This is a genomic window from Micromonospora sp. M51, from assembly GCF_018070305.1.
Classification (GTDB): domain Bacteria; phylum Actinomycetota; class Actinomycetes; order Mycobacteriales; family Micromonosporaceae; genus Micromonospora; species Micromonospora parva.
In genome coordinates, this window is record NZ_JAGPXZ010000107.1 from 1 (window position 1) to 12,104 (window position 12,104).

At 71.1% G+C, this 12,104-nt stretch carries 12 protein-coding genes and 1 pseudogene; 12 read left to right on the plus strand and 1 reads right to left on the minus strand.

What is annotated here, in order from left to right:
- The 4 genes from prmC to KBX53_RS08690 all read left to right on the plus strand — a co-directional run.
- The coding region (prmC, locus tag KBX53_RS08675; protein ID WP_210858510.1) for a peptide chain release factor N(5)-glutamine methyltransferase at positions 1–679 on the plus strand (679 nt) is incomplete at its 5' end.
- Positions 680–711: 32 nt separating this feature from the next.
- Positions 712–1,359, plus strand: coding sequence for an L-threonylcarbamoyladenylate synthase (locus tag KBX53_RS08680; RefSeq protein WP_030333157.1), 648 nt, complete (start codon positions 712–714; stop codon positions 1,357–1,359).
- Positions 1,360–1,971, plus strand: coding sequence for a phosphotyrosine protein phosphatase (locus KBX53_RS08685; protein ID WP_210858512.1), 612 nt, complete (start codon positions 1,360–1,362; stop codon positions 1,969–1,971).
- Positions 1,972–2,101: 130 nt separating this feature from the next.
- The gene (locus KBX53_RS08690; protein ID WP_210858514.1) at positions 2,102–4,213 is read left to right on the plus strand and encodes a transglycosylase domain-containing protein; all 2,112 of its coding nucleotides are present in this window, start codon (positions 2,102–2,104) and stop codon (positions 4,211–4,213) included.
- Between the two features lie 119 nt (positions 4,214–4,332).
- Here KBX53_RS08690 and KBX53_RS08695 read toward each other — a convergent pair whose 3' ends face one another.
- Complete coding sequence (locus KBX53_RS08695) at positions 4,333–5,796, minus strand: SDR family oxidoreductase (protein ID WP_030333163.1); 1,464 nt, start codon at positions 5,794–5,796, stop codon at positions 4,333–4,335.
- Between the two features lie 35 nt (positions 5,797–5,831).
- Here KBX53_RS08695 and glyA point away from each other — a divergent pair, with 35 nt between their 5' ends.
- The 8 genes and pseudogenes from glyA to atpA form a co-directional block, all read left to right on the plus strand.
- The gene (gene glyA, locus KBX53_RS08700; RefSeq protein WP_030333165.1) at positions 5,832–7,121 is read left to right on the plus strand and encodes a serine hydroxymethyltransferase; all 1,290 of its coding nucleotides are present in this window, start codon (positions 5,832–5,834) and stop codon (positions 7,119–7,121) included.
- Positions 7,114–7,539 carry a hypothetical protein gene (locus KBX53_RS08705; protein WP_030333167.1) on the plus strand — a complete coding sequence of 142 codons (426 nt, stop codon included), beginning with the start codon at positions 7,114–7,116 and terminating at the stop codon, positions 7,537–7,539. The genes glyA and KBX53_RS08705 overlap by 8 nt, the downstream gene beginning before the upstream one ends.
- Before the next feature lie 181 nt (positions 7,540–7,720).
- On the plus strand, positions 7,721–7,957 hold the full coding sequence (locus KBX53_RS08710) for an AtpZ/AtpI family protein (protein ID WP_030333169.1): 237 nt from the start codon (positions 7,721–7,723) through the stop codon (positions 7,955–7,957).
- 11 nt (positions 7,958–7,968) lie between these two features.
- Positions 7,969–8,763: a F0F1 ATP synthase subunit A gene (gene atpB / locus KBX53_RS08715; RefSeq protein ID WP_030333171.1), complete on the plus strand. Its 795-nt coding sequence runs from the start codon at positions 7,969–7,971 to the stop codon at positions 8,761–8,763.
- A 66-nt stretch (positions 8,764–8,829) separates the two neighbouring features.
- Positions 8,830–9,072: an ATP synthase subunit C gene (locus KBX53_RS08720; RefSeq protein WP_030333173.1), complete on the plus strand. Its 243-nt coding sequence runs from the start codon at positions 8,830–8,832 to the stop codon at positions 9,070–9,072.
- A gap of 26 nt (positions 9,073–9,098) precedes the next feature.
- Positions 9,099–9,638 (plus strand): F0F1 ATP synthase subunit B, encoded by a 540-nt coding sequence (locus tag KBX53_RS08725; RefSeq protein WP_030333175.1) that lies wholly within the window; start codon positions 9,099–9,101, stop codon positions 9,636–9,638.
- Positions 9,638–10,459: pseudogene (locus tag KBX53_RS08730) on the plus strand (F0F1 ATP synthase subunit delta). The gene KBX53_RS08725 and the pseudogene KBX53_RS08730 overlap by 1 nt, the downstream one beginning before the upstream one ends.
- Positions 10,460–10,576: 117 nt before the next feature.
- The coding region (gene atpA, locus KBX53_RS08735) for a F0F1 ATP synthase subunit alpha (protein WP_210858516.1) at positions 10,577–12,104 on the plus strand (1,528 nt) is incomplete at its 3' end.

A 12,104-nucleotide genomic window follows, 5' to 3' on the forward strand; every position in this document is an offset into this window, starting at 1 on the left:
TGAGCCGTTGCAGCACCTGACCGGTCGGGCCGGGTTCCGGCACCTGGAGCTGTCGGTCGGCCCGGGTGTCTTCGTGCCCCGGCCGGAGACCGAGCTGCTGGCCGGCTGGGGCATCGAGCAGGCCCAGGGTCGGCCGGAGCCGCTGGTGGTGGACCTGTGCAGCGGCTCGGGCGCGATCGCCCTGGCGGTGGCCCAGGAGTTGCCGGCGGCGCGGGTGATCGCTGTGGAACGGTCCCCGGCGGCGCTGACCTGGCTGCGGCGCAACGCGGCGGAGCGGGCGGCGGCGGGGGACCGGCCGATCGAGGTGGTCGAGGCCGACGTGACCGCGCCGGACCTGCTGGCCGAGCTGGTGGGCCGGGTGGACGTGCTGCTGTGCAACCCGCCGTACGTGCCGGACGACGTGGTGGTCCCGCCCGAGGTGGCCGGGCACGACCCGGCGGAGGCGGTCTTTGGTGGCGCGGACGGTCTGGTGGTGATCCGGCCGGTCGTCGCCCGGGCGGCGGTGCTGTTGCGCCCTGGAGGCGTGCTCGGCGTCGAGCACGACGACACCCACGGGGTGGCGGTGCCCGGGCTGCTCGCCGAGGACGGCGGCTTCACCGCCGTGGCGGAGCATCCGGACCTCACCGGGCGTCCCCGCTTCGCGACCGCGTCCCGACGGGCGGACGGCCAGCGGGCCTAGATCGGGGCGGCGTGGCAGACTGACTCCTCGTGATGCTCTACGACTGCCGGTCGCCCGCCGATCGGGACCGCGGCATCGCTGCGGCGATCGAGGCGGTCAAGAACGGCGAGCTGGTTGTTCTTCCGACCGACACGGTGTACGGGATCGGCGCGGACGCGTTCACCCCGTACGCGGTGAAGGCGCTGCTGGATGCCAAGGGCCGGGGTCGGCAGATGCCGCCGCCGGTGCTGATCGGCTCGCGGCACACCCTCGACGGGTTGGTCTTCTCGCTGCCCACCGCCGCCCGGGACCTGGTGGAGGCGTTCTGGCCCGGTGCGTTGACGATCGTGGTCGAGCACTCGCCGAGCCTGCAGTGGGACCTGGGCGACAAGACCGGCACGGTGGCGGTGCGGATGCCGCTGCACCCGGTGGCGTTGGAGGTGCTGCGCGAGACCGGCCCGATGGCGGTGTCGTCGGCGAACAAGACCGGCCAGCCGGCCGCTGTCACCGCCAACGAGGCGCGTGATCAGCTCAGCTACTCGGTGCGGGCCTATCTGGAGGCCGGGCCGTGCCCGGACCCGGTGCCCTCCACGATCGTGGATCTGACCGGTGAGGTGCCGCAGCTGTTGCGGGCCGGGGCGATCCCTCTGGAGAAGCTGCGCGACGTGGTTCCGGATCTCGTCGACGGTCGGGCGGTCTGAGTGCCCCCGTTCACGGTTCTGCACGTGTGCATGGGCAACATCTGCCGCTCGCCGATGGCGGAGCGGCTGCTCGCGCTGGCGGTGCGGGAGCGCCTGACCCGGCGTGCGCAGGACCCGGCCCAGGCCGAGGAACTGGTGCACAGCCACAGCGCCGGCACGGGTGGCTGGCACGCGGGCGAGGAGATGAACCCGCCGGCGGCACGGCAGGTCACCGGCCGTGGCGGGGACGTGGCCGGGTTCGCGGCGCGCAAGCTGCGCTCGGACCACATCGACGCCGCCGACCTGGTCCTGACCGCCACCGCCGACCAGCAGGAGTACGTGGTGGCGCTCCGCCCGGACGCGGCGGCCCGCACGTTCGTGCTCGGCGAGTTCGGTCGGCTGCTGGCGGCGGTGGACGCCGCCGCGCTGCCGCCGGGTGACGCCACCCCGGAGGCCGTGTACGCCCGGGGGGTGGCAGTGGTGGCGGCGGCCCACGACGCGCGGCTGGGTACTTCGGCGCTGCCCACCGATGACCTGGACGACCCGTGGGGTCGTGGCGACCAGTGCTTCAGCCGGGTCGCCGACGAGATCGAGGAGACGGTCCACCCGCTGGCCGGCGTACTGCTGCCCTGAGCGTGGTGCGCGCTGCCGCCCCGGGCGTGGTGCGAGTTTCCTCCGGGTTTGGGGAAAACCCGGGGCTAAAGGGGCGTTCCGGGTCATTCTGAACGGGTCCTAGCGTGACCGGCTCCTGCGGGGAGAGCTGATGATCCGGGCCCAACTCGACAAACTGCTGACCGTGGTGATCGCCGGCGTGCTGGCCGGGCTGGTGCTGGCCGCCGCCGCCCTGCCCGTCGCCCTGGTCTTCGGGATCGGCTTCAGCGCCCTGTCGACGCCGTACTCGGAGCTGCCGAACACACTCCGTACGCCGCCCACCGCGCAGCGGTCCAACCTCTACGCTAACGACGGCACCACCCTGATCACCTCCTTCTACCAGGAGGACCGGGTGGACGTGCCACTGCACGAGGTGGCCCCGGTGATGCGCCAGGCGATAGTGGCCGCCGAGGACGTCCGGTTCTACCAGCACAGCGGGGTCGACCTGCGGGGCGTGGTGCGCGCGTTCACAGTCAACAAACGCGACGGCCAGACCCGGCAGGGCGCCTCCACGCTGACCATGCAGTACGTGCGCAACGTGCTCAGCAACGACCCCCGACTCACCGAGGCCCAACGGGAAGCCGCCACCGAACTCACCACCGTCCGCAAGCTCCAGGAGATGCGGTACGCGCTCGCCCTGGAACGGGAGCTCGACAAGGACGAGATCCTGACCCGCTACCTCAACATCGCCTACTTCGGCGCCGGGGCGTACGGCATCGCGGCGGCCAGCAAGCGGTACTTCTCCCGGTCCCCGGCCGAGTTGACCCTGGCCCAGGCGGCGCTGCTCGCCGGCCTGGTGCGCTCGCCGGACAGCGACGACCCGATCAACGGCGACGCCGACAGCGCGGTGGCCCGGCGGTCGTACGTCCTGGAACGGCTGGTGGAGTCGGGGCAGGTGCCGGCGGACGCGGCAGCGGCAGCGCGCGCCGAACCCCTGCAGCTGCGACCCAGCGAGACCCCGAACGACTGCACCGGGGTGCCCGACGCGCACAACGACTGGGGCTTCTTCTGCGACTGGTTCACCCGCTGGTGGAGCAGCCAGTCCGCGTTCGGGGCGACCGCCGACGAGCGGCAGCGCGCGCTGCGCCGGGGCGGGTTCTCCATCGTGTCGTCGCTGGACCCGGGAGTGCAGCGGGCCACCACCGAGCAGGTGTTGAAGATCTATCCCATGAGCCGGGCCGAGGCGGTGCCCACCGCCGTCGTGCAACCGGGCACCGGGCGGGTGCTGGCGATGTCGGTGAACCGCGCGTACAGCGTGGCGGACAACCCGGTCGGGCAGAAGAACCACCCGAACACCGTCAACCAGTTGATCGCCGGCGGTGGCGCGATCGAGGGATACCAGGGCGGTTCGACGTTCAAGCTCTTCACCCTGCTGGCGGCGTTGGAGTCCGGCCTGCCGCTGTCGACCGAGTTCGTGGCGCCGACCCAGCTGCTCACCCGCTTCCCGGTGACCGGGGCGGCGAGTTGCGACGGCCACTGGTGCCCGGCGAACGCCAGCCCGTCGTCGATGGACGGCCCCCGCACCATGTGGAGCGCGTTCGGCCGCTCGGTGAACACGTACTTCGCCTGGCTCACCGAGAAGGTTGGTGCCGACCGGGTGGTGGAGATGGCCGAGCGGCTCGGCATCGTGCTGCGGGCCAAGTCTGACGCCGAGCTGGCCCGCTACGGCGCGAAGGACTGGGGTCCGTTCACCCTGGGCGTGGCCGCGACCACCCCGCTGGACCTGGCCAGCGCGTACGCCACGGTGGCGGCCGAGGGGACCTCGTGTGCGCCGCTGCCGGTGGTCTCGATCGCCGACTCGAACGGCCGGCCGGTCGACGCCGCCAAGCCGGACTGCCGGCAGGTGCTCGACGCCGACGTGGCGCGGGCGGCCACCGACGCGGCTCGCTGCCCGGTCGGGGACCAGTCGATGTACGGGCGCTGCGACGGTGCCACCGCACCGGGGCTGCGGGCGAAGCTCGGCCGCCCGGTGGCCGGCAAGACCGGCAGCTCGGAACGGTACGAGACGGAGACGGTGGTGGCGTTCACGCCGCAGCTCGCGGTCGCCTCGATGGCCGCCAACCCGGACGATCCCCGCGACGCGGTCGGTCAGGCGGTGCAGGCCCAGATGGTGAACGCGGTCGGTGCGGTGCTGTCCTACGCCCTGCGCGACGAACCGGTCCGCGACTTCGTCCCGCCGAGCGAGCGAACGGCCTTCCAAACCCAACCCCAAGCCGGCAACTAACCCCCCGCACCTGTCACCCCCGCGATCTTGCACTTTCTGCCCAGACAAAAGGCGCGAAAGTTCGTGATTCGACGACAGGAAGTGCAAGATCGCCGGGTAGGGGGGCGGGGCGGGCGACGTCAGCGGGGTTGTTCGGCGTTGCGGGCGATGTTGCGGGCCATCCCGCCGAAGACCACAGCGTGGAACGGGGCCACCGACCCCCAGTAGGCGTGCCCGGCGAGGCCGCGTGGCAGGAAGACAGCGCGTTGCTGGTAGCGGCTGCGGCCGTCGTCGGTGGGTAGCACGCGCATCTCCAGCCAGGCCCGGCCGGGCAGCCGCATCTCGGCACGCAGTCGCAGCAACTCGCCCGGGACGATCTCCTCGACCCGCCAGAAGTCCAGCGCCTCACCGACCTGGAGGCGGTGCGGGTCGCGTCGACCCCGCCGCAGCCCGACCCCACCGACCAGCCGGTCCAGCCAGCCCCGGATCGACCAGGCGAGGGGGAAGGAGTACCAGCCGTGTTCGCCGCCGACGCCCTCGACGACCCGCCAGAGCGCCGCCGGTGGGGCGTCCACCACCCGCTCCCGGACGTCGGTGTAGGCGGTGCCGCCGGACCAGTCCGGGTCGCTGGGCAGCGGCTCGGCGGGCGCGTCCGGGCCGCTCGCGGTGGACCAGCGGGTCTCCACCTGGGCGTCGCGTACCTTGGCCAGCGCAAGCGCCACCGCCTGGTCGAACCCGGTCAGGCCGTCGGGCGGGTCCGGGACGTAGCGGGCGATGTCGTGTTCGTGGGCGACCGCCTCGTGGATCAGGCTCTCCACCAGCGGGCGGGCGATCTTGTTCGGCACCGGGGTGACCAGACCGACCCAGTGCGACGAGAGCGACGGGGTGAGCGGACGGACCGGCACGATGACGCGTCGGCGCAGCTCGGCCACCCGCGCGTAGCGCTGCATCATCTCGCGGAAGGTCAGCACGTCCGGCCCGCCGACGTCGAAGCCCCGGTTGACCTCGGCCGGCAGATCGGCGCAGCCGGCCAGGTAGCGCAGCACGTCGCGGACCGCTATCGGTTGGATCCGGTTGTGCACCCAACGCGGAGTGACCATGACGGGCAGTCGCTCGGTCAGGTAGCGCAGCATCTCGAACGACGCCGAGCCGGACCCGATGATCACCGCGGCCCGGAGCACCGCCGTGGGCACTCCGCTGGCCAGCAGGATCCGGCCCACCTCGGCGCGGGAACGCAGGTGCGGGGACGGCACCTCAGCATCGGAGGCCGGTTCCGGGCCGCCCAGGTAGACGATCCGCCGGACGCCGGCCGCCCGCGCCGCCGCCGCGAAGTTGGTCGCCGCCGCCCGGTCGGCCGCCTCGAAGTCGGACCGGCCCAGCGAGTGCACCAGGAAGTACGCGACGTCCACGTCGGCGAACGCGGCGGCCAGCGTCTCCGGTCGGCTCAGGTCGCCCTCGACGATCTCGGCCGCCGAGGCCCAGGGGACGTCGCGCAGCCGCACCGCCTTACGGGCGAGGCAGCGCACGGTGTGCCCGTTGGCGAGCAGCAGCGGCGTCAGCCGCCCGCCGATGTAGCCGGTCGCTCCGGTGACGAGGCATCTCACGGGTCCCAGTCTGCTGCCCCCTAGACTCGTTTGCTGTGGAGACCGAGACGAGCACCTTCTGGGGGCCGGATTTCGCCCAGCTCAGGGCCACCGATCCGGAGATCGCCGGGGTGGTCCTCGGCGAGTTGGACCGGTTGCGGGGCGGCCTGCAGCTGATCGCCAGCGAGAATCTGACCTCGCCCGCGGTGCTGGCGGCGCTCGGTTCGACGCTGACCAACAAGTACGCCGAGGGCTACCCGGGCCGGCGCTACTACGGCGGCTGCGCCGAGGTGGACCGGGCGGAGGAGATCGGCATCGCCCGGGCCAAGGAGCTCTTCGGGGCCGAGCACGCCAACCTCCAGCCGCACTCCGGGGCGAGCGCCAACCTGGCCGCGTACGCCGCGCTGGTGCAGCCGGGGGACACGGTGCTGGCGATGGACCTGCCGCACGGCGGGCACCTCACCCACGGCAGCCGGGTGAACTTCTCCGGCAAGTGGTTCCACCCGGTCGGCTATCCGGTCCGGCCGGACACCGAGCTGATCGACTACGACGAGGTACGGGACCTGGCACGGGCGCACCGACCGAAGTTGATCATCTGTGGGGCCACCGCCTACCCGCGCCTGATCGACTTCGCCCGGTTCCGGGAGATCGCCGACGAGGTCGGCGCGTACCTGATGGTGGACGCGGCGCACTTCATCGGCCTGGTCGCCGGCCGGGCGATCCCGTCGCCGGTGCCGTACGCCGACGTCGTCTGCGCCACCACCCACAAGGTGCTGCGTGGCCCGCGCGGCGGCATGATCCTGTGCCGCGAGTCGTTGGCGCAGCGGATCGACAAGGCGGTCTTCCCGTTCACCCAGGGTGGCCCGCTGATGCACGCGGTCGCGGCCAAGGCGGTCGCGCTGCGCGAGGCCGCCCAGCCCGAGTTCCAGACGTACGCCCGGCAGGTGGTCAGCAACGCCCAGGCGCTCGCCGCCGGGCTGGCCGACGAGGGGATGCGCCCGGTGTCCGGTGGCACCGACACCCACCTCGCCCTGATCGACCTGCGGGAGCTGGGGGTGACCGGCACCGAGGCCGAGCGTCGCTGCGACGCCGCCTCGATCACCCTGAACAAGAACGCGATCCCGTACGACCCGCAGCCGCCGATGGTGGCCTCCGGCATCCGGGTCGGCACACCGAGCGTGACCACGCAGGGGATGCGCGAGGGGGAGCTGCGCCAGGTGGCGACGATGATCGCCCGCGCGGTGCGCACCGATCCCGGCACTCCGGGCGGGGCTGACCAGCTGACCCGGCTCGGCGCCGAGGTGGCCGAGCTGGTCGCGACGTTCCCGGCGTACCCCCGTGGCTGAGCCCGGGGTGGTCGAGCCGGACACCGACCGGCGGTGGCGGCTGCGGCACCTGCCGGTGCTGCTGGCCGCGTCGGCGGTGCTGGCCGCGGTCGCCGCGCTGGTGGGCGGGGTGACCGGCGGTCTGACCGGGGCGCTCGGCGCGGCGGCCGGCGTGGGTGTCACGGTGTTCAGCTACACCCTGACCACTGTGGTGCTGGCCCGGGCCGACCAGATCAACCCGCAGTTGCTGCTGCCGCTCGGCGTGGGGCTGTACGTGCTGAAGTTCAGCCTGCTGGGTGGGGTGCTGGTGGCGGTGGCGTCGACCGGCTGGTCCGGGTTGATCCCGCTTTGCCTCGGCATCGTCGCCGGGGTGGCAGTGTGGACGGCGGTACACATCTGGTGGCTGACCACGGTGCACGCTCGTCGGGCGCACAGCTGACCTGACGGTCGTCCCACTTTTCGGACGCGCCGCAATGTGTCGGCCTCCGGTCATTTTCCGACGGGCGGAAGGGGAGTAGCGTGCCCACAGACGACGGCGCCCACGAGAAGCCCACACAACGACGGTTGTGCGGGGGGTGAGGCACAGCCTCGTCTTCCCGGCTGATATCGTTCGCCCCGTCATGGCTGGTGACCAAACCCCCCGTCCCGCCGGTGAACCGGACGATTATCCGTCCGGCGCCGGTCAGGGTTGGACCGCGCTCAGCTACCTCGTCGGAGGCATGCTCGTGTGGGGTTTCATCGGCTGGTTGGTTGACCAGTGGCTCGACACCGGTGGCGTCGCCACCGGCATCGGAGTCGTGCTCGGTATGGCCGGGGGGATCATCCTGGTCGTTCGCCGGCTCGGCACGCCAACTTAGGAAGGGACGCGGTGTTCGGACAGGCGAACGTTCTGGCAGCGGGCCAGGCGGGATTCCCACCCACGGTGGACGACTTCTACCTGCCCAGCATCCTGCCCTGGGGTCAGGACTCAATCTGGTTCACCAAGATCACGGCGATGGTCTGGATCGCGGTCGGCGTCCTGATCATCTTCTTCCTGGCGACCTACCGGAACCCGCAACTGGTACCGACGAAGAAGCAGTGGTTCGCCGAGTCGATCTACGGCTTCGTGCGCAACAACATCGCCGTCGACATGATCGGTCACCAGGGGGTGCGGTTCGCCCCGTACTTCACGACCCTGTTCTGCTTCGTGCTGCTGACGAACGCGTTCGCGATCATCCCGTTCTTCCAGATCTCGCCGAACTCGCACATCGCCTTCCCGGCGATCCTCGCGATCATCAGCTACGTGCTGTTCAACTACATCGGCATCAAGAAGCACGGCTTCGTCAAATACTTCAAGAACTCGCTGATCCCGCCGGCACCGTGGTACATCCTGCCGCTGCTGATCCCGATCGAGCTCTTCTCGACCTTCATCGTCCGGCCGTTCTCGCTCGCGGTTCGTCTCTTCGCGAACATGTTCGCCGGTCACATGCTCCTGCTGGTCTTCACGCTCGGCGGTTTCGCGATGCTGAGCGCCAACGCCTGGCTGGCTCCGGTCTCGGTGCTCTCCTGGGTGATGACCATCGCGCTCACCTTCCTCGAGTTCCTGGTGATCTGCCTGCAGGCATACGTCTTCACCGTCCTCACCGCCAGCTACGTGCAGGGCGCGCTCGCCGACGAGCACTGATCCACCGCACCAACCGTTGTCGTCCCGCGTGAGAGTCACGCGTGATAACCAGGAGGAACCACACCAATGGACGCTAGCGTTCTCGCCGAGGTCACCGGTAGCACCGCTGCCATCGGCTACGGCCTCGCCGCCATCGGCCCCGGCATCGGCGTCGGCCTGGTCTTCGCCGCCTACATCCAGTCGACCGCCCGCCAGCCGGAGTCGTCCCGGATGACCCTGCCGTACGTCTGGATCGGCTTCGCCGTCATCGAGGCGCTGGCGCTGCTGGGCATCGCCTTCGGCTTCATCTGGGCCGGTTCGGCTTCCTGATCCCGCCCCTAGACCGGGAGGCAATCATGTACTTCCTCGCCGCTGAGGGTGGTGAGTCCGCCCACAACCCGATCATCCCGCTCTGGCAGGAGGTCGTGGTCGGTTCGGTGGCCTTCGCCGTGCTCTGCTTCGTGTTGATGAAGTTCGTCTTCCCGCGCATGGAGCAGACGTTCCAGGCTCGGGTCGACGCGATCGAGGGCGGCATCAAGCGCGCCGAGGCCGCCCAGGCCGAGGCGAACCAGCTGCTCGAGCAGTACCGTGCCCAGCTCGCTGAGGCCCGGACCGACGCCGCCAAGATCCGTGACGACGCGCGGGCCGACGCCGAGGGCATCCGGCAGGACATCCTCGCCAAGGCGCGGGAGGAGTCCGACCGGGTCATCCAGGCCGGCAAGGACGCGCTCGCCGCCGAGCGGGCCACCATCGTGCGCGAGCTGCGCGCGGAGGTCGGCACCATCGCGGTGGACCTGGCCAGCAAGATCGTCGGCGAGTCGCTCGCTGACGAGGCACGGCGCAAGGGCACCGTCGACCGGTTCCTGAGCGGTCTCGAGAGCACGGGGGCCCGCTGATGCAGGCCGCCAGCCGGGAGTCGTACAAGATCGCGGCCGAGCGCCTCGACGAGTACGTCCGCGGCGCGGAGCCGTCGGCGGTGGCCTCCACCGCCGACGCCATCCTCTCCGTGGCGTCCCTGCTGCGGCGGGAGCCGCGGCTGCGTCGGGCGCTGTCCGAGCCGGCCCGTTCCGGTGCGGACCGCGGCGCGCTGCTCGGCGACATGCTGGGTGGGCGGATCGGCGCCGACGCGCTCGACCTGCTCGTCTCGCTGGTCTCCGGCCGTTGGTCGGCACCGTCGGAGTTGCTCGACGGCACCGAGCGCCTCGGCGTGGAGGCGCTGCTCGCCAGCGCCGACAAGGCCGGCGAGCTGGGCGAGGTCGAGGACGAGCTGTTCCGCTTCGGCCAGGTCGTGGCCGGTCAGCCGGCGCTGAGCAACGCGCTCGCCGACCCGGTCGCCCCGATCGAGCAGCGGGCCACCCTGGCCCGCGAGCTGCTCGCCGACAAGGCCCGTCCGGTCACCGTCCGCCTCGTCGAGGCGGCGCTCGGCGGGTTCGGGGGACGCTCCTTCCGCGGAGCGCTCACCCGGCTGGTCGAGCTGGCCGCCGACCGGCGTGACCGGCAGGGGGCGTAAGGGACCGTCGCGGCCCCGGTGAGTGACGCGGACGAGCGTCGGCTGGGTGCGAGCCTCACCGCGCTATCCGGTCGAGAGGTGTCCGTCAAGCAGACGGTCGACCCCGCCGTCCTCGGTGGCGTGAGCCTCCGGGTCGGCTCCGACCTGTACGACGGCACCATCCTGCGCCGCCTCAACGAGACCCGCAACGCGCTCGCGAAGCGCTGAACGGCTTCGCCGCCCAGCGACTGAGCGGCTCAGCCGCCCAGCGCCCGGATTGACAGACGCCATTCGGACCGGTTGGTACTAGGTATCCCGGGCCCCTGAATTTTAAGGAAGCAGAGGATGGCCGAGCTGACCATCTCGACGGAGGAGATCCGCGGCGCCCTGGAGCGCTACGTCTCCTCCTACACGTCCGACGTCTCCCGCGAGGAGGTCGGCACCGTCGCCGACACCGGTGACGGCATCGCCCACGTCGAGGGCCTGCCCTCGACCAAGACCAACGAGCTCCTGGAGTTCGAGGACGGCACGCTCGGCGTGGCGTTGAACCTCGACGTGCGGGAGATCGGCGTCGTCGTCCTCGGTGACTCCGCCAAGCTGGAGGAGGGGCAGCGGGTCAAGCGCACCAACCGGGTGCTCTCGGTTCCGGTCGGTGACGCCTTCCTCGGCCGCGTGGTCAACGCGCTCGGCCAGCCGATCGACGGGCTCGGCGACATCGCCGACGAGGGCTACCGCGAGCTGGAGCTGCAGGCTCCGAACGTGATGTCCCGGCAGTCGGTGTTCGAGCCGCTGCAGACCGGCATCAAGGCGATCGACGCGATGACCCCGATCGGTCGGGGCCAGCGGCAGCTGATCATCGGTGACCGGAAGACGGGCAAGACCACCGTCGCCCTGGACGCCATCCTCAACCAGCGCGACAACTGGCGCACCGGCGACCCGAAGAAGCAGGTTCGCTGCATCTACGTCGCCATCGGCCAGAAGGCCTCCACCATCGCCTCGATCAAGGGGCAGCTGGAGGAGGCGGGCGCGCTGGAATACACCACCATCGTCGCCTCGCCGGCGTCCGACCCGGCCGGCTTCAAGTACCTCGCCCCGTACACCGGCTCGTCCATCGGACAGCACTGGATGTACGGCGGCAAGCACGTCCTGATCGTCTTCGACGACCTGAGCAAGCAGGCCGAGGCGTACCGGGCCGTGTCGCTGCTGCTGCGTCGCCCGCCGGGCCGTGAGGCGTACCCGGGTGACGTCTTCTACCTGCACTCCCGCCTGCTGGAGCGCTGCGCGAAGCTCTCCGACGAGCTGGGTGGCGGCTCGATGACCGGTCTGCCGATCATCGAGACGAAGGCCAACGACATCTCGGCCTTCATCCCGACCAACGTCATCTCGATCACCGACGGCCAGATCTTCCTGGAGACCGACCTGTTCAACCAGGGCGTTCGTCCGGCGATCAACGTCGGCACCTCGGTCTCCCGGGTCGGCGGCGCCGCCCAGGTGAAGCCGATGCGCAAGGTCGCCGGCTCGCTGCGGCTCAACCTGGCCCAGTACCGCGAGCTGGAGGCGTTCGCCGCCTTCGCCTCCGACCTGGACCGGGCCTCCCGGGCCCAGCTGGACCGCGGTGTCCGGCTGGTCGAACTGCTCAAGCAGCCGAACTACTCGCCGTACCCGGTGCAGGAAGAGGTCGTCTCGGTCTGGGCCGGCACCGAGGGCAAGCTGGACGACATCCCGGTGGGTGACATCCGGCGCTTCGAGGCCGAGTTCCTCCAGTACCTGCGGCACAAGCACGAGGGTGTGCTGGCCGGGATCGCCGACAACCAGTGGGGCGACGACATCGTCAGCTCGCTGGACACGGCGATCACCGAGTTCAAGCAGGTCT

Bases quoted from the DNA above. Each gene is read 5' to 3' on its own strand.
- KBX53_RS08710 (WP_030333169.1), top strand. From the start codon at position 7,721: ATGGCTGGTGACCAAACCCCCCGTCCCGCCGGTGAACCGGACGATTAT.
- KBX53_RS08690 (WP_210858514.1), top strand. From the start codon at position 2,102: ATGATCCGGGCCCAACTCGACAAACTGCTGACCGTGGTGATCGCCGGC.
- KBX53_RS08720 (WP_030333173.1), top strand. From the start codon at position 8,830: ATGGACGCTAGCGTTCTCGCCGAGGTCACCGGTAGCACCGCTGCCATC.
- KBX53_RS08725 (WP_030333175.1), top strand. From the start codon at position 9,099: ATGTACTTCCTCGCCGCTGAGGGTGGTGAGTCCGCCCACAACCCGATC.
- KBX53_RS08680 (WP_030333157.1), top strand. From the start codon at position 712: ATGCTCTACGACTGCCGGTCGCCCGCCGATCGGGACCGCGGCATCGCT.